We start from the raw sequence: 23,029 nt of genomic DNA on the forward strand, positions 1-23,029 counted from the left end.
GACCCGCGCTCGAAACTTACATAACTCATTGAATCTCAAGGAGTTTTCCGTTTCGACTGCGCCGGAAGTGGGGCGAATTATAGGCCTCCAGAATCTGCCGTCAACCCTTAATTTCGCTTTTCTTTCAATAACTTGCCGATAGGTCAGAGAACACCCGATTCTTTCTATATAGAGGAGAAAGATTCGCCCCTTCTATATAGAAGAAGTCATCAGAGCACCCCATCCTCTTTCATCGCAGCCACCGCCCCCGCTCCCAGACCCAACACCCGCTGCAAAACCTCCAGCGTATGCTCGCCCAACAAAGGAGGCGCACGACGATACTCCACAGGCGTCCGAGACAACCGAATCGGGCTGGCCACCTGCGGCACCATCCCTGCCAACGCATGAGGCAGCTCAATCGCCAACCCGCGAGATTTCACCTGCGGATCCTCGAACACCTGCGACAGATCATTGATCGGCCCACACGGCACACCCGCCTGCTCTAATTGAACCACCCACTCGGCGGTCGTCTTGAAGACTGTCGCCTGACGGATCAACGGAATCAACACCGCCCGGTTCGCCACTCGCAGCTTATTGGTCGCGAAACGCGGATCGTCGGCCCACTGCGGCTGCCCCGCCACTTCGGCAAACTTGCGGAACTGCCCGTCATTACCCACCGTTAGAATGAAGTCACCATCAGCCGTAGGAAAATCCTGGTACGGCACGATATTCGGATGCGCATTGCCCAGCCGCTTTGGCGCATTGCCCGTCGTCAGGTAGTTCATCGCCTGGTTAGCCAGACAAGCCACCTGCACATCCAGCAACGCCATATCGATGTGCTGACCGCCACCATCGTGATCACGGTGAGCCAGCGCTGCCAGGATCGCCACCGTCGAATACAGCCCCGTGAGGATATCCGTGAGCGCCACACCCACTTTCACCGGCCCGGCACCCTCATCACCCTCAGGCCTCCCGGTCAGGCTCATCAGCCCGCCTAGCCCCTGGATCATGAAGTCATAGCCTGCGCGTTTGGCATACGGTCCGGTCTGACCGAAACCGGTGATCGAGCAGTAGATCAGATCCGGATTGATCGCCTTCAGCGACTCATAGTCCAGACCATAAGCCGCCAACCCACCGACCTTGAAGTTCTCGATCAGGATGTCCGACTTGGCTGCCAGCTCTCGCACCAGCTTCTGACCTTCGGGACGCGTGAAATCAATCGTCACAGATTGCTTGTTGCGGTTTGCCGACAGGTAATAAGCCGCCTCGCTGGTGTTCTCACCATAGGCGTCTTTGAGGAAGGGCGGCCCCCAGGCACGAGTGTCGTCACCATTGCCCGGGCGCTCGACCTTGATCACTTCCGCCCCAAGGTCGGCCAGGATCTGGCCAGCCCACGGGCCAGCCAGCACTCGAGATAAATCCAGCACCCGCAGATGCGACAGCGCGCCCATGGTCGCTCTCCTATTAATAGAACGCCTGCAGGCCGGTCTGCGCACGACCAAGGATCAGCGCGTGGACGTCGTGAGTACCTTCATAGGTATTCACCACTTCCAGGTTGACCAGGTGGCGAGCCACCCCAAACTCATCGGAAATGCCGTTGCCGCCCAACATGTCACGCGCCATACGAGCGATCTCGAGAGACTTGCCGCAAGAGTTGCGCTTCATGATCGAAGTGATTTCAACCGCAGCAGTGCCCTCATCTTTCATGCGACCCAGACGCAGGCAGCCTTGCAGTGCCAGAGTGATTTCGGTCTGCATGTCAGCCAGCTTCTTCTGGATCAACTGAGTAGCGGCCAACGGACGACCGAACTGTTGACGATCCAGAGTGTACTGGCGAGCGGTGTGCCAGCAGAACTCGGCCGCGCCCAGCGCTCCCCAGGAGATGCCATAACGTGCAGAGTTGAGGCAGGTGAACGGACCTTTCAAACCACGCACGTCCGGGAAGATGTTTTCTTCCGGTACGAACACGTTGTCCATGACGATCTCACCAGTGATCGAAGCCCGCAGGCCGACCTTGCCGTGAATCGCCGGAGCGCTCAGGCCTTTCCAGCCCTTCTCCAATACAAAGCCGCGAATATCGCCGGCGTCGTCCTTGGCCCAGACCACGAACACATCGGCGATCGGGCTGTTGGTGATCCACATCTTGGCACCGGTCAGGCTGTAGCCGCCTTCGACTTTGCGTGCACGAGTAATCATCGCGCCCGGGTCGGAACCGTGGTTCGGTTCGGTCAGACCGAAGCAGCCGATCCACTCGCCGGAAGCAAGTTTCGGCAGGTACTTCTGTTTCTGTGCTTCGGTACCGAATTCATTGATCGGCACCATCACCAGCGAAGACTGCACGCTCATCATCGAACGGTAGCCGGAATCCACGCGCTCGACTTCACGGGCAATCAGGCCATAGCTGACATAGTTGAGGCCGCTGCCACCGTACTGTTCAGGGATGGTCGCGCCCAACAGGCCAACCTCACCCATCTCACGGAAGATCGCCGGGTCAGTCTTCTCATGGCGGAAGGCTTCGAGGACGCGTGGAGCGAGGCTCTGCTGGGCGAATTGCTCGGCAGTGTCGCGGATCATGCGTTCTTCTTCAGTCAGCTGTTGATCCAGCAGCAGTGGATCGATCCAGTTGAAGCTAGCTTTACCGCCCATGAGTGAGTCCTCGCAAATCGGGTGAATTAACGTGGCATTGATCCTAGGCCCGCTTCGCCATCCCGGCAAACGAGGATTTTGCATCCTGTTGTGCTAATTTCTCACTCCGAAACGTCGCCAAGTGCCTTATATGCGGCGTATTAGTGAGGTTGACGTACATGCGCCGCAAGATACCCAGCACCACCGCCCTGATCAGCTTCGAGGCAGCCGCTCGTCACGAGAGCTTTACCAAGGCCGCCGAAGAACTTTCCCTCACCCAGGGCGCCATCTGCCGACAGATCGCCAGCCTTGAGGACTTCCTCAGTGTCGAACTCTTCCGACGCTCGCGACGCGGAGTGAAGCTGACCGAAGCGGGTCTTTCCTACAGCCGCCGAGTAGCGACCCAACTCGATGCCGTTGAGCGCGACACGCTTTCAGTGATGGGCCAGCAAGGCACCAACGTGATCGAGCTCGCCGTGGTGCCGACCTTCGGCACGCAATGGCTGCTGCCAAGACTCAAGGACTTCCAGCTCAAACATCCGGAGGTCACGGTCAACCTGACCAACCGCACCCGCCCCTTCCTGTTTGCCGACACCGATTTCGATGCGGCCATCTACTTTGGCGACGCCGACTGGTCGGGTACCGAATCCCACAGACTGATGGGTGAGAATCCGATGCCGGTGTGCAGCCCCGCCCTGCTCGGCAACAAAACTCACCTGACACCCGATGAAATCGCCGATCTCCCTCTCCTCCAGCAAACCACCCGCCCCTACGCCTGGCGACAGTGGTTCAACTCGCAGCACCTGAACATCCCCCGCGACATGACAGGTCCGCGCTACGAGCTATTCTCCATGCTGGCCCAGGCGGCCATGCATGACATGGGGATCGCGTTGATCCCACCGTTCCTGATCCAGCGCGAATTGGCCGAGAAACGCCTGGTGATAGCCAACCCGAATGCACTCTCCAGCATCAAGGCGTATTACCTGATGATTCCGGAGCGAAAGGTCGAATCCGCGTCACTCAAGGCATTTCGCGACTGGCTGGTGAACCAGGCACACAGCTACAACCTAGAAGGATAAAGGCTTTCAGCGATTACTAACCCCGTAGTCAGGATATTCAAAGCCCTACAGATATAACTATTTGTCGCAAATCGACAGACTGTATCCGAAAGTCGTACAGACGTCCCACAAGCGCCTGCTGACGTGGCTTTGCGCCCTCATTCGCGACTCATTGCGGCCTATTCACGTCACCGATGAGAAAATTCTTCAAATTCATCCAGACTCCTTGAAAGGCACGGCCTGCAAGGGATTCAACTGGTCATCTGCGACATTCGGTCACGGGATGACTTGTAGTTAATTTTCCGTCACCCGTCATAATCCCTTGAAGGGCATAAACTTCGCCTGCAAAATGCCGCGCCCCGCCCTGATTCGGCGGGATCGTGCTGATCGGCCGCCCCAGTCGCACCATCCGTAGTGCATGGGTTTACTCAATAAGATCACGCAGGAGATTTGACGTGCACATTGGTGTTCCTCTCGAAACCCAGACCGGTGAAACACGGGTTGCTGCAACCCCGGAAACCATTAAAAAGCTGATCAGCCAAGGTCATAAGGTCACTGTGCAAACCGGCGCGGGCGTTAAAGCCAGCGTTGTCGACAGTGCCTATGAAGCGGCAGGCGCAACCATTGGCAGTGCCAATGACGCGTTTGGCGCCGAGCTGATTCTCAAAGTGGTCGCACCCAGCGATGCCGAACTGACGCTGATCAAGCGCGGCACGGTGCTGGTGGGCATGCTCAACCCGTTCAACAACGACACCATCGCGAAGATGGCCGAGTGCGGGATTACCGCGTTCGCCCTGGAAGCGGCGCCACGTACGTCCCGGGCCCAGAGCCTCGACGTGCTGTCATCCCAGGCGAACATTGCCGGCTATAAGGCGGTGTTGCTGGCCGCTCACTACTATCCGCGCTTCATGCCGATGCTGATGACCGCTGCGGGCACCGTGAAAGCGGCGCGCGTGCTGATTCTGGGGGCCGGTGTGGCCGGGTTGCAGGCGATCGCCACGGCGAAACGTCTGGGTGCCGTCATCGAAGCGTCCGACGTACGTCCGGCCGTGAAGGAACAGATCGAGTCCCTCGGCGCCAAATTCGTCGACGTGCCTTACGAGACCGATGAAGAACGCGAATGCGCGGTCGGTGTCGGCGGTTACGCACGTCCGATGCCGGCGAGCTGGATGCAACGTCAGGCCCAGGCCGTGCACGAGCGCGCCAAGCAGGCTGACATCGTCATCACCACCGCACTGATCCCGGGCCGCAAGGCACCGACCCTGTTGAGCGCGGACACTGTGGCGCAGATGAAACCCGGTTCGGTGGTCATTGACCTCGCTGCTGCCCAGGGTGGCAACTGCCCGCTGACCGTGGCAGATCAGGTCGTGATCGAGAACGGCGTGACCATCGTCGGCCCGACCAACCTTGCCGGTGAAGTCGCCGCTGACGCCTCGGCGCTGTACGCACGCAACCTGCTGGACTTCCTGAAGCTGGTCTTCACTAAAGAAGGCCAGTTCGAAGTGAACCTCGAAGACGACATCGTCGCCGCGTGCCTGATGTGCCGCGACGGCCAAGTCATCCGCAAAAACGCCTAAGCAGGGATTCAGACGATGGAAGAGCTTATCTCCCCCGGTATCTACAACCTGATCATCTTCGTGCTGGCGATTTATGTCGGTTACCACGTGGTCTGGAACGTTACACCCGCATTGCACACGCCACTGATGGCGGTGACCAACGCCATTTCGGCGATCGTGATTGTCGGCGCCATGCTCGCGGCCGCACTGACCGTCACCCCGCTGGGCAAGACCATGGGCACCCTCGCCGTGGCACTGGCTGCAGTCAACGTGTTTGGTGGCTTCCTGGTCACCCGCCGCATGCTTGAGATGTTCAAGAAGAAAGCCCCGAAAGCAAAAGAAGAGGCGCCTAAGTAATGAGCATGAACCTCGTCACGACGCTCTACCTGATCGCGTCGATCTGCTTCATCCAGGCCCTCAAAGGTCTGTCGCACCCGACCACGTCGCGCCGCGGCAACCTGTTCGGCATGCTCGGCATGGCGTTGGCAATCCTGACCACCATCGGCCTCATCTATAAGCTCGGGGCTGAGCTGGCCACCGCCGGTATTGGCTACGTGATCGTAGGCCTGCTGATCGGCGGCACCGCCGGTTCGATCATGGCCAAGCGCGTTGAAATGACCAAGATGCCGGAACTGGTTGCGTTCATGCACAGCATGATCGGCCTGGCAGCGGTGTTCATCGCCATTGCTGCGGTGGTCGAGCCTCAGTCGCTGGGCATCGTCAAGCAACTGGGCGACTCGATCCCGGCGGGCAACCGTCTGGAGCTGTTCCTCGGTGCAGCCATCGGTGCCATCACCTTCTCCGGTTCGGTGATCGCCTTCGGCAAGCTGTCGGGCAAGTACAAGTTCCGCCTGTTCCAGGGTGCACCGGTACAGTTCAGTGGTCAGCACAAGCTGAACGCTGTGCTGGGTCTGGCGACGCTGATCCTCGGCATCACCTTCATGCTGACTGGCAACCTGGCCGCGTTCGCGCTGATGCTGGCCCTGGCCTTCGTCATGGGCGTGCTGATCATCATCCCGATCGGCGGCGCCGACATGCCGGTGGTGGTATCGATGCTCAACAGCTATTCCGGCTGGGCGGCGGCAGGTATCGGCTTCTCGCTGAACAACTCGATGCTGATCATTGCAGGTTCCCTGGTGGGTTCGAGCGGTGCGATCCTCTCGTACATCATGTGCAAGGCGATGAATCGTTCCTTCTTTAATGTACTGCTCGGCGGTTTCGGCAATACCGCGGACGCCGGTCCTGCTGGCGAGAAAGAAGCCCGTCCGGTGAAATCCGGCTCGGCTGACGACGCAACCTTCCTGCTGACCAACGCCGACACCGTGATCATCGTGCCGGGTTACGGTCTGGCGGTGGCACGTGCACAGCACGCATTGAAAGAGCTGACCGAGAAGCTGACCCACCACGGCGTGACCGTGAAGTACGCGATCCACCCGGTGGCCGGTCGGATGCCTGGCCACATGAACGTACTGCTGGCCGAGGCCGAAGTGCCGTACGACCAGGTGTTCGAGATGGAAGACATCAACTCCGAATTCGGCCAGGCCGACGTGGTGCTGGTGCTCGGCGCCAACGACGTGGTCAACCCGGCCGCCAAGAACGATCCGAAGTCGCCGATTGCCGGCATGCCGATCCTCGAAGCGTTCAAGGCCAAGACCATCATCGTCAACAAGCGCTCGATGGCCAGCGGCTATGCCGGTCTGGACAACGAACTGTTCTACCTGGACAAGACCATGATGGTGTTCGGCGACGCGAAGAAAGTCATCGAAGACATGGTCAAAGCGGTCGAGTAAATCGCTCGCTGCTGTACCAAACGCCCCGACTTGTCGGGGCGTTTTTGTTTGCAAAAACCGTCGGACAATTTGCCGCGTTGTTGCAGATCCGGTAACGGTGTTTTACTTGAAACCCGCTAAATAGACGCCTCGTTTGCGACCTTGGTAGCGGGACAGGCGCCCGCGAAATTCACTAGACTGCGCATCCTGCTACTCGCTGCCCGAGAAAATAATCCATGTACCGTGACCGTATTCGCCTGCCTTCGTTGTTGGATAAAGTGATGAGCGCCGCCGACGCCGCTGCGCTGATTGAGGACGGCATGACCGTCGGCATGAGCGGCTTCACCCGCGCCGGCGAAGCCAAGGCCGTTCCCCATGCACTGGCCGAGCGAGCCAAGGTCACGCCGCTGAAGATCAGCCTGATGACCGGTGCCAGCCTGGGCAACGACCTCGACAAGCAACTGACCGAGGCCGGCGTCCTGTCCCGGCGCATGCCGTTCCAGGTCGACAGCACCTTGCGCAAGGCGATCAACGCTGGCGAAGTGATGTTCATCGACCAGCACCTGTCGGAAACCGTCGAGCAACTGCGCAACCAGCAACTGAAGCTGCCGGACATCGCGGTGATCGAAGCCGTGGCCATCACCGAACAGGGCCATATCGTGCCGACCACGTCGGTGGGCAACTCGGCGAGCTTCGCGATCTTCGCCAAACACGTGATCGTCGAGATCAACCTGGCGCACAACGCCAACCTCGAAGGTCTGCATGACATCTATATCCCGACCTATCGCCCGACCCGCACGCCAATTCCGCTGGTAAAAGTTGACGACCGCATCGGCAGCACCGCGATCCCGATCCCGCCGGAGAAGATCGTCGCCATCGTCATCACCCAGCAGCCGGATTCGCCGTCCACCGTGTCTTCGCCGGATGTCGACACCAAAGCCATCGCCGATCACCTGATCACCTTCCTCAAGCAGGAAGTCGATGCCGGACGCATGACCAACAAGCTCGGCCCGTTGCAGGCCGGGATCGGCAACATTGCCAACGCGGTGATGTGCGGGCTGATCGATTCGCCGTTCGAAGACCTGACCATGTACTCCGAAGTGCTGCAGGATTCGACCTTCGACCTGATCGACGCCGGCAAGCTGAGCTTCGCCTCGGGCAGTTCGATCACCCTGTCGGAACGGCGCAACAGCGACGTGTTCGGCAACCTGGAAAAGTACAAGGACAAACTGGTGCTGCGCCCGCAGGAGATCTCGAACCATCCGGAAGTGGTTCGGCGTCTGGGCATCATCGGCATCAACACGGCGCTCGAGTTCGACATCTATGGCAACGTCAACTCCACCCACGTCTGCGGCACGCGGATGATGAACGGCATCGGTGGCTCGGGCGACTTCGCGCGCAACGCACACCTGGCGGTGTTTGTGACCAAGTCGATCGCCAAGGGTGGCGCGATTTCCAGCGTGGTGCCGATGGTCAGCCACGTCGACCACACCGAGCATGACGTCGACATCCTGGTGACCGAGGTAGGTCTGGCCGACCTGCGCGGCCTGGCGCCACGGGAACGCGCCCGGGTCATCATCGACAACTGTGTGCACCCGGATTACCGCCAGGCGCTGAATGACTACTTCGACAAAGCCTGCGCCATCGGCGGCCACACCCCGCACATTCTGCGCGACGCCCTGAGCTGGCACATCAATCTGGAAGAAACCGGGCACATGCTGAAGGCTTGATCCGCACAGATATTCCGCTGGCGCAAACACAGTTTCGTCAGCGGAAATTTGAAAACCTCCGCTCCCGTCAAAAACTGTACTGCTGTACCGGTCTTTTCCTACAGCTTTTGCCTACTCGCATCATCGAATCGAGCAAAAATGCACCAAATAGGCGCAGACAGGTACAGTTTGCGCGATTTTGACCCGTACACCCCCTATAAACAGTTAACTGGTCACTCACAATACAAGTGAACTGTATCTAGAGAGTCTGGCCAAACGAGAGGATCATGGGCACCAGTTAAACCACTACCTGATCCCGCCACAAGCGGAAGGATGTCAACCATGGAACGTACACTCAGTTCCGAACTGTTCTTCGAAGACAAAGCTGCAAAAACCCAGGCTTCCCTGCCTCTGCGCGTTATCGCCAACCTGATGTTGTGGCAGCGCCGCATCTCCAGCCGCCACCAACTGGCTCGTCTGGATTCGCGTCTGCTGGCTGACGCCGGTATCAGCGAAGCACAACGCTACGAAGAGCTCAGCAAGCCGTTCTGGCGCTAAGTAGCGTCGCTGGCTCTGGTCGCCAGACCCACCGCCAGCAACCCGAATTGAACAAACAAGACCCGTCGCGGGAAACCGCGACGGGTCTTGTCGTTTTGGGGGGCGAAAAACATGCGATACAGGTGCCTGCATCGTAGACAGGTACAGTTCAGATGAAATCAAAACTGGACCAGTACAATTTTGCCGCGGTGTATCTGCCGAGCTCACTGCATTGAGATCAACATGACCTTTCTCCTCCACTGACATAAGGAAGACGTCATGAATCACTTACAGGATGTTTCAGCAGTTACGGTCGATCACTCTCCCGGCTGCGGTCTTCTACGGCGGCTATTCAAAGGCTTCTGGCAAGGCCTGGAGCGCGCCAGGACAAGGCGCCTGCTGGCTCAACTCGATGGGCGGGAACTCGCCGATCTCGGCCTCAGCCACGCGGATCGACTGAACGAGCTGGAGAAACCCTTCTGGCGCTAGCATTTTGCCCTCTGTGCGAAACCTCCCACACAGGCCTAATATCCGGGCAGAACGTGGCGAATGCCGTGCGACTGGCGTCTGACTCCCCAGACACCAAGCCACCTCTCAATACGAAATTTCCAGAGGAGTTACACCATGTCCCGTCTTCGCCTGCTCAGCGCTGCCGCCCTGCTGGCCGTGGCTGCCAATGCCAGCGCTACCAGCTTCATTGTGACCACCGACGCCGTTGTTGGCGCGCTGAAGTCCTCTTCGGACGCGACTTCCGACGTCAGCTCTTCTCTGCGTGACAACAAAGTCGTGATCGCTGCCCGTGACGACGCTGCCAGCTTCGTTGCCAGCGAAGGCCAGATTCGCGGCGTGAAACTGGAAAGTGCCCTGGACCTCATCCGCCATCAGGCACCGCAACTGAATGCGACCGACGCACAACTGGCACAAGCCATCCTGGCGATCTGATTCGACGTTGCTGTAAGGGACACGCCAGCCGTGTCCCGATGTTTCGCCGCTGGCTCTGGACCGGGCATTGCGCTAGCCTTGGGACTCGCTAACAGCTCCTGAGACCCATGCGTTTTTATCAAAATCTGCTTATCCCTTCTGTTCTGCTCACTGCCTGCTGGGCGACCTCGGTCGATGCCTTTGACGTCTCGACGCAAAACACCGTCGTCAGCGGTTACGCCACCAGCATGGTGTCTTCCGCGCCTTTCGACCGTAAACTAGTGCTCGCCGCCCACGACGATGCTGCGGCATTCGTTGCCAGTGACGGCCAATTACGAGGCGCCCAGCTGGAATCCGCACTGCATTACCTGCGTAAATCCCGGCCAAAACTTCATGTAAGCGACCTTGAACTGGCACAGGCAATTCTCGTCCAATAGTTATTCTTGTCCCCTTCGGAGTCGTTCCATGCGTAGCCCGCTGATTGCTGCCGCCCTTGGCCTGCTGTTGTTGGCCGATATGGCCCAGGCGCACACCCTGGTAGCCACCAGTAACATCATCGTTCGTGCCTCCCAGCGCACCATCGATTTCACGTCCGACACCACCACGTCGATCCGCGATTCGAAAATCATCCGCGAAGCCCACGACGACGCCGCCAGCTTCGTCGCCAGCAACGGTGATATCCGTGGCGCACACCTGGAAGCCGCCCTCAACACCTTGCGCACCCGCGTGCCGGAAGCCCGCGACGCCAGTGACCAGGTACTCGCCGAAGCCATCCTCGCATTGTGAAATCTCTCAGCGCCTGGCTGCTGGCCGGGGCGCTGCTGCTGATCGGCAGCAACGCCCACGCCAGCCTGCAACTGCGGCTCAAGACCGACGGTCTGAGCCCCGCCCAACAACAGGCCAGCCAGGCGCTGCTCGATGAAGCGATGCAGAAACTGCCGCCCAGCTTCATCGAACGCCTGGATCGACGCATCGATGTCGGCTGGACCGACGAGATGCCCGACAATGCCTACGGTGAGGCGGCTCTTGTTTCCGAGCTGGACCTGAACCGCAAACTGCTCGCCAGTCTCACCGACGGCAGCGCGGCCAAACAAAAGACCAGTCGCCCCCACGGCACCGTGCGCCAGGAATTGCTGGCCACGGTGCTGCACGAAATCACCCACATTTATGATCGCGCACGCCTGTGGCCAGCCGCCGAACGCACGCTGATCCAGCGCTGCACCCGCCGCAACAACAGTGCCGGACTGGTCGGCCTGCCGGACGAGTGCCGAGGCCAGAACGACCGGCGCTTCACCCTCAGCGATGACCCGCGCCTGCTCGACCTCGCTGGCTGGCAGCAATACGTCGGTCGCCGTGGCGAACGTGAACAGCACAACCGCCAGATCGCCCGCAGCCCGGACCTGTACGAGATCTCCAGTCCGAAGGAGTTCGTCGCGGTCAACATGGAGTACTTCCTCCTCGACCCGAGTTACGCCTGCCGCCGTCCGGCGCTGTACCGTTATTACAAGGAACACTTCGGCTGGGCACCGCCGGAAAAAGACACCTGCGCCAAATCCTTCGCGTTCCTCAATGCCGGCAACGACTTTGCCAAGCAGCCGTTGGGCCAGGTCGATCCGGAACGGGTCTACGCCATCGACTACCTGCTGGCCGAAGCGAATCAGAACTGGGTCAGTCGCTGGGGACACAGCATGTTGCGCCTGGTGATCTGTGCACCGGGCCGGCCGCGCGGGCCGGACTGCCGACTGGATCTGGACCAGCATCTGGTGCTGTCTTACCGCGCATTCGTCGGCGATGTGCAGCTGTCGAGCTGGGACGGACTGGTCGGCAAATATCCGTCGCGCCTGTTTGTCCTGCCGTTGGCGCAGGTGATCGACGAGTACACCAAGACCGAACTGCGCAGCCTCGCCTCGGTGCCGCTGAACCTGTCGCGCAGCGAGATCGAAGACGTGGTCGAACACGCCGCCGAAATGCACTGGAGCTACGACGGCAACTACTTCTTCCTGTCCAACAACTGCGCGGTGGAAAGCCTGAAACTGCTGCGCAGCGGCAGCAACAATTCGCAGCTTGTCGGCCTCGACAGCATCATGCCCAACGGCCTGCTGGAAGTGCTCAAGGGCCGGGGCCTGGCGGATACCAGCGTGCTGGATAACCCCAAAGAGGCGTTGCGTCTGGGGTATCGTTTCGACTCGTTCCGTGATCGTTATCAGGCAATGTTTGATGTGCTGAAGAAGCAATTGCCGATCAAGCAGACCAGCGTCGAGGAGTGGCTGTCGCTGTCGGCAGAAGAACGACGGCCATGGTTCGAACGCGCCGACCTGCGTACCAGCGCTGCGTTGCTGCTGTTGGAACAGGCGAGTTTCCGTCGCCAGTTGCTGCTGGCCCAGGATGAGGTCAAGCAACGCTACCTCGGCGCCCGGGAGCTGGAAAACGGCGGTATGGATAAAGCCAACGCGACGCTGCAGCAGATCCTCGCCAACAGCGGCTTCCTCAGCCGCCCGGCGGAGCTGCTCGACTCTCGCGGTTACGGCCTGCCGCAACCGAGCGAATTCAGCCGGCTGGAAGCCGAAAGCAGTCAGCGCCAGAAACAGCTGTTGGTGCTGAGCGGTGATCTGGACAAGGAAGTGCGTGCGCTGCTGGAACCGAAGCGAGCGGCAGAGATTGCCGCCAACGAGGCCAACGTGAAGCAGATCGGCGAGCATTTGCGCAAACTGCACAAAGCCTCGGGTGGCCTGGAACTGCCCTGAAAACAACGGCCCTGAAAAACAAAAGACCACAGCCTGAGAAAGGCTGTGGTCTTTTTTATTGCCTGCAAATCAGTACAGAACGCCATCCAGAATTTCGTAGACGATCCCGGTACCGACTGCGATCAACACGATATCGCCACCGGCCCGACGCCACTCATAGCCAGGATACACCGGCAAACGCCCCAAAGCCCGAGCATCCAGCCGCTCGCCGTAATAACCGTGGGGCAACGGCCGACCGCGTTCCAGGCGAATGCCTGGAGGTGGCGGCGCACCGCGAACGAAGTAGCCGTGATTGTCACGGATTACCTGGCGCACCGGCCCGAAGTCACGTGGTGGCGGGCCGCCACGGTGGCTGCTTTGCCAATCATGATGGTCGCCACCGCGATCGTCGTAATGGCCCTGTTGCGGGCCGCCGTGGTCGTGATCGTCGCGTGGGTCGGCGCTGGCCAGCAGCGGCGTGGCGCTGATCATCAGCACGCCCAGACTGGCAATCAGACGTTTCGGCATTTTCATGGGTTTTCCTCACTGCACTGACAGCAAAAAGGGATTCAGAACGTGGTCCTGAATCCCTCGGTCTTGCTCATTTAGTCTATGTGGCGAGGCGCTAATTCCTCTGTATCAGGAACTTTACCTTCAGCTGACGCGGGCCTTACGCACGCCTTCGGACAGCGCCGAGCACAGGCTGAGCACGCCATCAATGGCCTGAGCCGGAGTGGTCGCGTTGGCGATGTGGTCGATCAGTGCCGAGCCCACCACCACACCATCGGCCAGACGCGCGATGGACGCGGCTTGCTCCGGCGTACGGATACCGAAACCGATGCTGATCGGCAGGTCAGTATGACGGCGCAGGCGCGCCACGGCTTCCTCGACGTGCTCCAGAGTCGCGGCACCGGCACCGGTCACACCGGCGACCGACACGTAGTAAACGAAGCCGGAGCTGCCGTTCAACACTTTCGGCAGACGTGCGTCATCGGTGGTTGGCGTGGTCAGGCGGATGAAGTCGATGCCTGCAGCCTGGGCCGGGTCGCACAGCTCCGAGTTGTGCTCCGGCGGCATGTCGACCACGATCAGGCCGTCAACACCGGCTTCATTGGCTTCGGCGATGAAGCGCTCGACGCCGAACTTGTGGATCGGGTTGAAGTAGCCCATCAGCACCAGCGGCGTGTCGCTGTTGTCCTTGCGGAACTCGCGTACCATTTGCAGGGTTTTGATCAGGTTCTGCTTGGCGCCCAAAGCACGGATGTTCGCCAGCTGAATCGCCGGGCCGTCGGCCATCGGGTCGGTGAACGGCATGCCCAGTTCGATCACGTCGGCGCCGGCTTTCGGCAAGCCTTTGAGAATTGCCAGCGAGGTGTCGTAATCCGGGTCACCGGCGGTAACGAAAGTCACCAGCGCGGCACGGTTCTGTTCTTTGAGTTCGGCAAAGCGGGTTTGCAGGCGGCTCATCAGTGTTTCTCCTGCTGCGATTGTTCCATGTGGTGCATGACGGTCTGCATGTCTTTGTCACCGCGACCAGACAGATTGACCACCATCAGGTGATCCTTCGGCAGCTTCGGTGCGCGTTTGAATACTTCGGCCAGGGCATGGGCGCTTTCCAGTGCCGGGATGATGCCTTCGAGGCGGCAGCACTGGTGGAACGCAGCGAGGGCTTCGTCGTCGGTCACCGAGGTGTACTGGACGCGGCCGATATCATGCAACCAGGCGTGCTCAGGACCGATGCCTGGGTAGTCGAGGCCGGCGGAAATCGAGTGGGCGTCGATGATCTGGCCATCGTCGTCCTGCAGCAGGAAGGTACGGTTGCCGTGCAGCACACCCGGTACACCGCCGTTGAGGCTGGCTGCGTGCTTGCCGGTCTCGATGCCGTAACCGGCGGCTTCGACGCCGATGATTTCCACGCTCTTGTCGTCAAGGAACGGGTGGAACAGGCCCATGGCGTTGGAGCCACCGCCGATGCACGCCACCAGGCTGTCCGGCAGGCGACCTTCCTGGGCTTGCAGCTGCTCGCGGGTTTCCTTGCCGATCACGGCCTGGAAGTCGCGAACCATGGCTGGATAAGGGTGCGGGCCGGCCACGGTGCCGATCAGGTAGAAGGTGCTGTCGACGTTGGTCACCCAGTCACGCAGCGCTTCGTTCATCGCGTCTTTCAGGGTGCCGGTGCCAGCGACCACCGGGATCACTTCGGCGCCCAGCAGCTTCATGCGGAACACGTTGGCCTGCTGGCGCTCGATGTCGGTGGTGCCCATGTAGATCACACAGTCCAGACCGAAACGCGCAGCCACGGTGGCGGTGGCCACACCGTGCATGCCGGCGCCAGTCTCGGCGATGATGCGTTTCTTGCCCATGCGCCGCGCCAGCAGGATCTGGCCGATGCAGTTGTTGATCTTGTGCGCGCCGGTGTGGTTCAGCTCTTCGCGCTTGAGGTAGATCTTGGCGCCACCGCAGAACTCCGTCAGGCGCTCGGCGAAATACAGCGGGCTTGGACGTCCGACGTAGTCGCGCTGGAAGTAGGCCAGTTCCTCTTTGAACGCCGGATCTTCCTTGGCCGCTTCGTATTCGCGGGCCAGATCGAGGATCAACGGCATCAGGGTTTCGGCAACGTAACGGCCGCCGAACGAGCCAAACAGGCCGTTGGCGTCAGGGCCGTTACGCAGATCGGAGGTGTTCGAAGTCTGGGTCATGGTTCGCTCCAGCGGATTTCACGAGAAGACAATGGCGTTCACTCTACCCCTCACCTTCCAGGCTGAAAACCGATAAGATCGCCACAACCTGTCAGAAAAACTCACACATATCATGAGCCATGACCTTCCCCCGCTGAACGCCCTGCGCGCCTTCGAAGCCACCGCCCGGCTGAACAGCGTCAGCCAGGCTGCCGAGCAACTGCACGTCACTCACGGTGCGGTCAGCCGCCAGCTAAAGGTGCTGGAAGAGCACCTCGGTGTCAGCCTGTTCGTCAAGGATGGTCGCGGCTTGAAACTCACAGATGCCGGTATCCGTCTGCGCGACGCCAGCGGCGAGGCGTTCGACCGCTTGCGCAGCGTCTGCGCCGAGCTGACCCAAAGCACCGCCGACGCGCCGTTCGTGCTCGGCTGCTCGGGCAGCCTGCTCGCGCGCTGGTTCATTCCACGACTGGGAAGGCTGAATGCCGATCTGCCGGACTTGCGTCTGCACTTGTCCGCCGGTGAAGGCGATCTCGACCCGCGCCGCCCGGGACTGGATGCGCTGCTGCTGTTCGCCGAACCGCCGTGGCCGGCCGACATGCAGGTCTATGAGCTGGCCAGCGAACGCATCGGGCCGGTCATGAGCCCGCTGTTCAGCGGTTACGAACACCTGAAATCAGCACCGCCCGCGGCCTTGCTCGACGAGCCCGTGCTGCACACGACTTCGCGCCCACAAGCCTGGCCGATCTGGGCACAGCAAAACGGCCTCGACGCCAAGGCGTTGAAGCTGGGACAAGGTTTCGAGCATTTGTATTACTTGCTGGAAGCGGCCGTCGCCGGGTTGGGCGTGGCAATCGCGCCGGAACCGCTGGTGACCGAAGACTTGAAGGCCGGGCGCCTGGTCGCGCCATGGGGCTTTTGCGAAACCCCGGCGCAACTGGCGTTGTGGCTACCCAAGCGCGCCGCGGACGGGCGCGCCCGGCAATTGGCGCAGTGGCTCAGGAACGAGCTGCGCCAGGCGGATCACTCGCCGCGCTTGAACAGCAAGTAAGCGGCCAGCAGACCCAGCGCACCGACCGCCACACCGGCGGTCGTCCATGGATGTTCCTGCGCGTAATCGCGGGTGGCGATCCCGGTCTCGCGGGTTTTGACTTTGACTTCTTCGTAGGCATCGCTGAGCAGGCTGCGCGAATGTTTCAGCGCGCTTTCGGCGTTGCCCTTGAGCGCCTTGAGGGTCTTGCGCGACTCGTCCGAAGCGTCGTCTTTCAGGCTTTCCAACGACTTGAGCAGACTCTCGATCTCCGCTTCCATGCTTTGCAACGAGGCTTTGCGTAAAGAGGTGTTGGCCATGGTGGCTCTCCTGCATTGGTGATGAGTGGCGTGTGTTGTTTGGGACTTCACCGGTTCTGGAAAGTGCAGAAAATCTGAACTCCGGTTTCTCCCGGCGACCGAAATCAACAGCGCAAATCGCTGCTAGGCTCAAATCCACACGTCAAGGAGATCGCCATGAGTGACCATCACACCTACAAGAAAGTCGAGCTGGTCGGTTCGTCCACCAGCAGCATCGAAGACGCCATCAACAATGCACTGGCCGAGGCCAACAAGAGCATCAAGCATCTGGAATGGTTTGAAGTGGTCGATACCCGTGGCCACATCAAGGACGGCAAGGCTGCCCACTTTCAAGTGACCCTGAAAGTCGGGTTCCGGATTGCCAGCAGCTGAGTTTGGGCTACGCTTCTGAACTTGCGCGCTGGCCGAATGCCATAGGAATGGCAAAGCGCTACAGGGTGGACGCATCGAGTGAACTTGATGCCCGCCTCTTTTAATCCGACCAGGGAGTGCGACCGATGAAGAAGTTCATATTGGCAGTAGGTTTGTTGAGCCTTGCGGGTGGTGCGTTTGCTGCCGGCAAGCCTTGCGAAGAAGTGAAAGCCGAGATCGCGGCAAAACTGGACGCGAAACACGTCTCCGGTTATTCGCTGGAAATCGTCGATAAAGGTGCAGCAGCGGGCGGCAAGGTCGTCGGCAAGTGCGAGGGCGGCACCAAGGAAATCGTCTACAAACGCGGTTGATCGCGCCTGAAATGCAAAAGCCGACGCAGTGCGTCGGCTTTTTTTTGCACGGCTATCTTTGTGCAACCTATCGGACTTCAGCCCTTCATCACCTGTGCCAGCAACTCGTAGGAATGCAGGCGATCGGCGTGTTCGTACAGATCGCAGGTAAAAATCAGCTCGTCGGCCTGGGTCTGTTCGACCAGCACTTCCAGTTTCGCGCGGATTTTCTGCGGGCTGCCGACCATCGCCAGACCGAGGAAATCGCCCACCGCCTCACGCTCATGAGGCAGCCACAGGCCATCCATGGTTTTCACCGGCGGACGCTGCACCAGACTTTGCCCACGCATCAGCGCGAGAATTCGCTGGTACACCGAGGTCGCCAGGTAATCGGCCTGTTCATCGGTGTCGGCCGCCACCAGCGGTACGCCAAGCATTACGTACGGCTTGTCGAGCACCGCCGATGGCTTGAAGTGATTGCGGTAGACGCGGATCGCCTCGTGCATGAAGCGTGGTGCGAAATGCGAGGCAAAGGCGTAGGGCAAACCGCGCTCGCCGGCCAATTGCGCACTGAACAGACTGGAGCCGAGCAGCCAGATCGGCACATTGGTACCAGTGCCTGGCATCGCGATCACCCGTTGATCCGGCGTTCGCGGGCCGAGGAAGCGCACCAGCTCGGCCACGTCTTCAGGGAAATCGTCGGCACTGCCGGAGCGCTCTCGGCGCAAGGCGCGGGCGGTCATCTGGTCGGAGCCGGGCGCACGGCCCAGGCCGAGGTCGATCCGCCCCGGATACAGGCTTTCAAGGGTGCCAAACTGCTCGGCAATCACCAGCGGCGCGTGGTTGGGCAGCATCACGCCACCGGAGCCGACACGGATGGTCGAGGTACCGCCGGCCAGATAGCCCAGTAACACCGAAGTCGCAGAACTGGCGATGCCATCCATGTTGTGGTGCTCGGCGACCCAGAACCGGGTGTAGCCGAACCTCTCGACATGCTGCGCCAGATCCAGCGAGTTGCGCAGCGACTGGGCCGGGCTGCCGTTCTCGCGCACCGGCACCAGATCGAGGGTGGAAAACTTTACGTCGGACAGTTGCTTCATGAACCTGCATCTCCGATTGAGGGCGCCGGTTTGTTCCTGACGAACGCAAACCTGCCCAATTCATAAGCGTGTTCTCTGCAATAAGGGCATATACCCGAGTTTCAATAGCCGATCCGAAATTTCCTACTAAAAAAGTCAACGATTCAGCCGGGCTGAACTTTGTTCCGGCGTCTATCCTCAGAAGCCTTGCAGGCAAAAACCACGACGGCGCGGCCTTTCGCGCCCGAATTGAAGGAGGCACACATGGCTATCGTGAAGAAGGCATCCGCACATTGGGAAGGTGACCTGAAAACCGGCATCGGCTCGATCTCCACCGAAACCGGCGTCCTGCGGGAAGCGCCATACGGCTTCAAGGCCCGCTTCGAGGGCGGCAAGGGCACCAACCCGGAAGAACTGATCGGCGCGGCCCATGCCGGTTGTTTCTCCATGGCGTTCTCGATGATCCTCGGTGACGCCGGGCTCAAGGCCGACAGCATCGATACCCAGGCCGAAGTCACCCTTGATCAGGTTGACGGCGGTTTCGCGATCACTGCAGTGAAGCTGATTCTCAAGGCGAAGATTCCCGGTGCCACCCAGGCGCAGTTCGAAGAACTGAGCAACAAGGCCAAGGAAGGATGCCCGGTATCGAAGGTATTGAATGCGAAGATCAGCCTGGATGCGTCGCTGGTCAACTGATCGACTTGAGCAGAATCAGAACCCGCCAGGCAAAAATGTGGTCGAATAAATGACAGCAGCTTTCGCGCATCGTCGTGCGCACTGCTCCCAGGAGCTTCAACCATGAAACGTTTTGCTTTGGCGGTTATCTGTGGCGTGCTGGCAACTTCGGCCTTTGCGACACCCAAAGATTGCGAAGAACTCAGGAAAGAGATCGAAATCAAGATTCAGGCGAATGCCGTGCCTTCCTACACGCTGGAGATAGTCTCCAAAGAGGAAGCCGAAAAGCACGACGTCGCCATGATCGTCGGCACTTGCGAGAACGGCACCAAAGCCATCATCTACCAGAAGAACGACAGCTGATTCACGCTAGATGGCGCAATAGGTGTCGCGATCCTCGGCGACGATTTCCCGCTTGGCGTTATACAGCCGGGCACTGGGAGTAAACATCAGGGAGCGACCCTCCAGCACGTACCGCTGACCCGCTTCGAAATGATCGAAGCGGATGGTCAGGTAGCACAGGCGCTCCACAGGGTCGTTCAACATCCCAGCTCCTCCACCGGGTGCCTCGAAATCGAAACGCACCAGCAACTCATGGCTGCCGGGCGTTACCTGGAAAAAACGTCCGTCAGTCAGGCGCTGCTTGTCGAGACGTTCGGCCATCAGCAGTTTTCCGCCCGGGGTCGGCGTCGAGAACTCAACCCAGGCCATGTTGGGGTCGACCGGGGGCATCGGCGTCTGACAACCGGCGAGCACACCGGCAACCAGCAACAGCATTGACTTGCGCATGATGAATGTCCGTGAATTCGGACATCCAGCATAACGCCGATCAGGTACGCTGACAGCCTGCCGGCTTGCCCTGGCCGACTACATTTTTCTGCTGGTCATAGAGCTTGGCCCAAGGCCGGAAACCGATGTAACCAGCCTGCAACTGATAGCGCTGACCGGCGTTGAAGTCCGTGAATTTCAGGCTCAACTGGCAATCGCGCCACAGGGGCTCGGCGTCCGGGCCGATGTTGGTCGCTTCCACCGGAAACTGGTAGCGCACCTTCAGTTCATGACTGCCGGGTTGTACCTCGAAGTAACGTTTGTCGACGGCGGCCTTCCTGTCGACTTCCAGCGCTTGCAGCGCCGTGTCCTGCTGCCGGGCGTCCAGATCGATCCAGGCTTGTGTGGGGTCAGGCGAAGGCATTCCGAATCCGGCACAACCGGCCAGCGTCAGCAGGCCTCCCGTCAGTATCAAGATGCGCATGGCGAAGCTCCAATGGGCGGGATAGTCTTGCGATCAGACTTTCCAGGGATGTTCTTATTGTGATCAGGCCGTTTCCAAGCCTTGGGTTACTTGATCGCGTTTTGCGGGTTTTGTTTCCGGGTGTGTTGTTTTTGTTGCTCAACGGTTGTTCCAGCGTCAGCTATTACAGCCAACTGGCCGGCGGTCAGCTGCAATTGCTGCGGGCGCGGGAGCCCGTGGCCAAGGTGATTGCCGACCCGAACCGCGACGCAACGCTGCGCGCCCACCTGGCCCAATCGCAAAAGGCTCGGGATTTCGCCAGCCAACACCTGCACCTGCCGGATAACCAGAGTTATCGCCTGTACGCCGACATCCACCGGCCGTACGTGGTGTGGAACGTGTTCGCCACCCCGGAGTTTTCCCTGAGCCCGCAGAACCACTGCTTCCCGATTGCCGGGTGCGTGGCCTATCGCGGTTACTACAGCCAGAGTGCCGCGCGAGGCGAGGCAGCGATCCAGCGCCTGCAAGGCATGGATGTGTCGATCGGCGGCGTAGAAGCCTATTCGACCCTGGGCTGGTTCAACGACCCGATCCTCAACTCGATGATGGGCTGGGGCGATGAACGCCTGGCCACGCTGATCTTCCATGAACTCGGCCATCAACGTTTCTATGTGAAGGACGACACCGAGTTCAACGAGTCCTATGCCACCTTTGTCGAGCAGGAAGGCACCCGGCAGTGGCGGGCGTTTCGTGGCTTGCCACCAGAGAACGATGCCCAGCTCAAACGCCGCGATCAGTTCATTCAACTGATCCTCGATACCCGTGCCCGGCTGGAAAAGCTGTACACACAACAGATGCCCGTCGAGCAAATGCGCGAACGCAAGGCCGCCGAGTTCGAACGGTTTCGCCGGGACTATCGGGAAATGCGCGACAGCCAGTGGGCCGGGGACAAGCGTTATGACGCCTGGGTCAATGCGCCGCTGAACAATGCGCGATTGTTGCCGTTCGGGCTGTATGACCAGTGGGTGCCGGCGTTTGCTGCCCTGTTCAGGCAGGTGGGCGGGGATTGGCAGAAGTTCTATGCACAGGTGGAGAAACTGGGCGGATTGCCGACTGACAAGCGAAAGGCAGCCCTGCGTGAGCTGGCCGCCCTTCGCTCCGATTGACGATCAGCGCTGCAAAAACGCCTGATGCAACTCAGCCAGGGTTTCAAAATGATAAGCCGGCGCCTCGGCGCTCAGCTCTTCATGACTACCGAAGCCATAACCCACGGCAGCCGCATCCAGACCGTTGCTGCGGGCGCCGATCAGGTCGTGCTTGCGGTCGCCGATCATCAGCGTGCTCGCCGGGTCCAGCCCTTCTTCGGCCATCAGGTGGGCAATCAGCTCGACCTTGTTGGTGCGGGTGCCATCCAGTTCGCTGCCGTAGATCACCCTGAAGTGTTTGGCGAAATCGAAGTGCCGGGCGATTTCCCGGGCGAACACCCACGGCTTCGACGTTGCGATGTAAAGCTGCCGGCCCTGGCCACTCAGGGTTTCCAGCAACGGCGTGACGCCCTCGAACACCCGGTTCTCGTAAAGACCGGTGACCTTGAAGCGCTCGCGATAGAAATTCACCGCCTCCCAGGCCTTGGCTTCATCGAATCCATAAAACTGCATGAATGCCTGCAACAGCGGCGGGCCGATGAAGTGTTCCAGTTTGGTCAGGTCCGGCTCATCAATGCCGAGTTTGGCCAAGGCGAACTGGATGGAGCGGGTGATGCCCTCACGCGGATCGGTCAGGGTGCCATCGAGGTCGAACAGTACGGTCTGGTAATGCATGAAAAATCCCGGGCAATAGAGAGAAAATTCAGAGCTGGTCGTAGCCTTCGGCCAGATGCAGGTCCTTGAGCTTCACGTAGTTCGCCGCGCTGTAGGTGAAAAAGGCGTTTTCCTTATCGGTCAGCGGGCGAACCTGTTTCACCGGGCTGCCCACGTACAGGAACCCGCTTTCCAGGCGCTTGCCCGGCGGTACCAGGCTGCCGGCTCCGATGATCACATCGTCCTCGACTACCGCGCCGTCCATGACGATGCTGCCCATGCCGATCAGCACGCGGCTGCCGACGGTGCAGCCATGCAGCATGACCTTGTGGGCGATGGTCACGTCATCGCCGATCAGCAGCGGGAAACCGTCCGGGTTGAACGGGCCGGCGTGGGTGATGTGCAACACGCAGCCGTCCTGCACGCTGGTGCGCGCGCCGATGCGGATCCGGTGCATGTCGCCGCGGATCACCGTCAGCGGCCACACGGAGCTGTCTTCGCCGATTTCGACGTCGCCGATCACCACCGCGGAGCCGTCGACAAAAGCGCCTTTGCTCAAGCGTGGGGTGTGATTCTGGTACTTGCGAAGGGACACGATTAGTTCTCTCTCTGTCGCCGATAGCTGCGGTGGGTGTCGAT

The 23,029-nt window shown here is 60.1% G+C and carries 28 protein-coding genes; 17 read left to right on the forward strand and 11 right to left on the reverse strand.

Translation table 11 applies throughout. The features are described from left to right. Window positions 1-209: 209 nt before the first annotated feature. Window positions 210-1,430, reverse strand: coding sequence for a CaiB/BaiF CoA transferase family protein (locus M5B98_RS25540; RefSeq protein WP_248744355.1), 1,221 nt, complete (start codon window positions 1,428-1,430; stop codon window positions 210-212). Window positions 1,431-1,443: 13 nt separating this feature from the next. Then, window positions 1,444-2,625: an acyl-CoA dehydrogenase gene (locus M5B98_RS25545; protein ID WP_064379316.1), complete on the reverse strand. Its 1,182-nt coding sequence runs from the start codon at window positions 2,623-2,625 to the stop codon at window positions 1,444-1,446. Window positions 2,626-2,783: 158 nt separating this feature from the next. Between M5B98_RS25545 and M5B98_RS25550 the strand changes: the two genes are divergently transcribed. The 11 genes from M5B98_RS25550 to M5B98_RS25600 all read left to right on the forward strand — a co-directional run bounded on the left by M5B98_RS25550 (window position 2,784) and on the right by M5B98_RS25600 (window position 12,898). Next, window positions 2,784-3,683 (forward strand): LysR family transcriptional regulator, encoded by a 900-nt coding sequence (locus tag M5B98_RS25550; protein WP_007953904.1) that lies wholly within the window; start codon window positions 2,784-2,786, stop codon window positions 3,681-3,683. Window positions 3,684-4,117: 434 nt separating this feature from the next. Beyond that, a complete protein-coding gene (locus tag M5B98_RS25555; protein WP_011331831.1) occupies window positions 4,118-5,239 on the forward strand; it encodes a Re/Si-specific NAD(P)(+) transhydrogenase subunit alpha in 1,122 nt (373 codons plus the stop codon). Window positions 5,240-5,254: 15 nt separating this feature from the next. Next, entirely contained in the window at window positions 5,255-5,575 is a 321-nt protein-coding gene (locus tag M5B98_RS25560; protein WP_003220416.1) for an NAD(P) transhydrogenase subunit alpha, read from the forward strand. Continuing rightward, window positions 5,575-7,008: an NAD(P)(+) transhydrogenase (Re/Si-specific) subunit beta gene (locus tag M5B98_RS25565; RefSeq protein ID WP_134828664.1), complete on the forward strand. Its 1,434-nt coding sequence runs from the start codon at window positions 5,575-5,577 to the stop codon at window positions 7,006-7,008. Before M5B98_RS25560 ends, M5B98_RS25565 begins: the two co-directional genes overlap by 1 nt. Before the next feature lie 215 nt (window positions 7,009-7,223). After that, window positions 7,224-8,717 (forward strand): acetyl-CoA hydrolase/transferase family protein, encoded by a 1,494-nt coding sequence (locus M5B98_RS25570; protein ID WP_248744356.1) that lies wholly within the window; start codon window positions 7,224-7,226, stop codon window positions 8,715-8,717. A gap of 321 nt (window positions 8,718-9,038) precedes the next feature. Then, a complete protein-coding gene (locus tag M5B98_RS25575) occupies window positions 9,039-9,254 on the forward strand; it encodes a DUF1127 domain-containing protein (RefSeq protein ID WP_003220409.1) in 216 nt (71 codons plus the stop codon). Between the two features lie 258 nt (window positions 9,255-9,512). After that, entirely contained in the window at window positions 9,513-9,722 is a 210-nt protein-coding gene (locus tag M5B98_RS25580; protein ID WP_248744357.1) for a DUF1127 domain-containing protein, read from the forward strand. A 135-nt stretch (window positions 9,723-9,857) separates the two neighbouring features. Further along, entirely contained in the window at window positions 9,858-10,175 is a 318-nt protein-coding gene (locus M5B98_RS25585; RefSeq protein WP_085713004.1) for a DUF2388 domain-containing protein, read from the forward strand. A 107-nt stretch (window positions 10,176-10,282) separates the two neighbouring features. After that, on the forward strand, window positions 10,283-10,591 hold the full coding sequence (locus M5B98_RS25590; RefSeq protein WP_248744358.1) for a DUF2388 domain-containing protein: 309 nt from the start codon (window positions 10,283-10,285) through the stop codon (window positions 10,589-10,591). Between the two features lie 28 nt (window positions 10,592-10,619). Then, complete coding sequence (locus M5B98_RS25595; RefSeq protein WP_065260625.1) at window positions 10,620-10,940, forward strand: DUF2388 domain-containing protein; 321 nt, start codon at window positions 10,620-10,622, stop codon at window positions 10,938-10,940. Next, complete coding sequence (locus M5B98_RS25600; RefSeq protein WP_248744359.1) at window positions 10,937-12,898, forward strand: DUF4105 domain-containing protein; 1,962 nt, start codon at window positions 10,937-10,939, stop codon at window positions 12,896-12,898. Before M5B98_RS25595 ends, M5B98_RS25600 begins: the two co-directional genes overlap by 4 nt. Before the next feature lie 69 nt (window positions 12,899-12,967). On the opposite strand, the gene M5B98_RS25605 is transcribed toward M5B98_RS25600, so the two are convergent. From M5B98_RS25605 to trpB, 3 genes are all read right to left on the reverse strand, one after another. Next, complete coding sequence (locus tag M5B98_RS25605; protein WP_114880913.1) at window positions 12,968-13,411, reverse strand: anti-virulence regulator CigR family protein; 444 nt, start codon at window positions 13,409-13,411, stop codon at window positions 12,968-12,970. A 120-nt stretch (window positions 13,412-13,531) separates the two neighbouring features. Further along, window positions 13,532-14,344, reverse strand: a complete 813-nt coding sequence (gene trpA, locus M5B98_RS25610) for a tryptophan synthase subunit alpha (RefSeq protein WP_248744360.1) — start codon at window positions 14,342-14,344, stop codon at window positions 13,532-13,534. Beyond that, a complete protein-coding gene (gene trpB / locus M5B98_RS25615) occupies window positions 14,344-15,576 on the reverse strand; it encodes a tryptophan synthase subunit beta (protein ID WP_114880912.1) in 1,233 nt (410 codons plus the stop codon). The genes trpA and trpB overlap by 1 nt, the downstream gene beginning before the upstream one ends. Window positions 15,577-15,688: 112 nt before the next feature. Between trpB and M5B98_RS25620 the strand changes: the two genes are divergently transcribed. Further along, complete coding sequence (locus M5B98_RS25620; protein WP_248744361.1) at window positions 15,689-16,606, forward strand: LysR family transcriptional regulator; 918 nt, start codon at window positions 15,689-15,691, stop codon at window positions 16,604-16,606. Here the strand turns inward: M5B98_RS25620 and M5B98_RS25625 are convergent. Further along, entirely contained in the window at window positions 16,579-16,905 is a 327-nt protein-coding gene (locus M5B98_RS25625; protein ID WP_007953918.1) for a DUF883 family protein, read from the reverse strand. The two genes, M5B98_RS25620 and M5B98_RS25625, sit on opposite strands and share 28 nt — an antisense overlap. 156 nt (window positions 16,906-17,061) lie before the next feature. Here M5B98_RS25625 and M5B98_RS25630 point away from each other — a divergent pair, with 156 nt between their 5' ends. Both M5B98_RS25630 and M5B98_RS25635 read left to right on the forward strand, forming a co-directional pair. Beyond that, complete coding sequence (locus tag M5B98_RS25630) at window positions 17,062-17,277, forward strand: dodecin (protein WP_003220389.1); 216 nt, start codon at window positions 17,062-17,064, stop codon at window positions 17,275-17,277. 125 nt (window positions 17,278-17,402) lie between these two features. Further along, window positions 17,403-17,627: a DUF1161 domain-containing protein gene (locus tag M5B98_RS25635; protein WP_085713011.1), complete on the forward strand. Its 225-nt coding sequence runs from the start codon at window positions 17,403-17,405 to the stop codon at window positions 17,625-17,627. Window positions 17,628-17,704: 77 nt separating this feature from the next. Here M5B98_RS25635 and M5B98_RS25640 read toward each other — a convergent pair whose 3' ends face one another. Further along, on the reverse strand, window positions 17,705-18,706 hold the full coding sequence (locus M5B98_RS25640) for an LLM class flavin-dependent oxidoreductase (protein WP_248744362.1): 1,002 nt from the start codon (window positions 18,704-18,706) through the stop codon (window positions 17,705-17,707). 243 nt (window positions 18,707-18,949) lie between these two features. Here M5B98_RS25640 and M5B98_RS25645 point away from each other — a divergent pair, with 243 nt between their 5' ends. Then, entirely contained in the window at window positions 18,950-19,381 is a 432-nt protein-coding gene (locus M5B98_RS25645) for an OsmC family protein (protein ID WP_248744363.1), read from the forward strand. 102 nt (window positions 19,382-19,483) lie between these two features. After that, the gene (locus M5B98_RS25650) at window positions 19,484-19,723 is read left to right on the forward strand and encodes a DUF1161 domain-containing protein (RefSeq protein WP_248744364.1); all 240 of its coding nucleotides are present in this window, start codon (window positions 19,484-19,486) and stop codon (window positions 19,721-19,723) included. Window positions 19,724-19,729: 6 nt separating this feature from the next. Here M5B98_RS25650 and M5B98_RS25655 read toward each other — a convergent pair whose 3' ends face one another. Continuing rightward, the gene (locus M5B98_RS25655) at window positions 19,730-20,149 is read right to left on the reverse strand and encodes a hypothetical protein (protein WP_085713013.1); all 420 of its coding nucleotides are present in this window, start codon (window positions 20,147-20,149) and stop codon (window positions 19,730-19,732) included. A gap of 40 nt (window positions 20,150-20,189) precedes the next feature. Further along, window positions 20,190-20,612 (reverse strand): hypothetical protein, encoded by a 423-nt coding sequence (locus M5B98_RS25660; protein WP_085733829.1) that lies wholly within the window; start codon window positions 20,610-20,612, stop codon window positions 20,190-20,192. Between the two features lie 59 nt (window positions 20,613-20,671). On the opposite strand from M5B98_RS25660, the gene M5B98_RS25665 reads away from it, so the two are divergent. After that, window positions 20,672-21,757 (forward strand): aminopeptidase, encoded by a 1,086-nt coding sequence (locus tag M5B98_RS25665; protein WP_248744365.1) that lies wholly within the window; start codon window positions 20,672-20,674, stop codon window positions 21,755-21,757. Between the two features lie 3 nt (window positions 21,758-21,760). Here M5B98_RS25665 and M5B98_RS25670 read toward each other — a convergent pair whose 3' ends face one another. Next, a complete protein-coding gene (locus M5B98_RS25670; RefSeq protein WP_248744366.1) occupies window positions 21,761-22,411 on the reverse strand; it encodes an HAD family hydrolase in 651 nt (216 codons plus the stop codon). Between the two features lie 28 nt (window positions 22,412-22,439). Then, window positions 22,440-22,985 carry a gamma carbonic anhydrase family protein gene (locus M5B98_RS25675; RefSeq protein WP_085647197.1) on the reverse strand — a complete coding sequence of 182 codons (546 nt, stop codon included), beginning with the start codon at window positions 22,983-22,985 and terminating at the stop codon, window positions 22,440-22,442. Window positions 22,986-23,029 lie beyond the last annotated feature (44 nt).

The organism is Pseudomonas sp. MWU12-3088, from assembly GCF_023242405.1.
In the GTDB taxonomy this organism is placed as follows: Bacteria; Pseudomonadota; Gammaproteobacteria; order Pseudomonadales; family Pseudomonadaceae; genus Aquipseudomonas; species Aquipseudomonas kribbensis.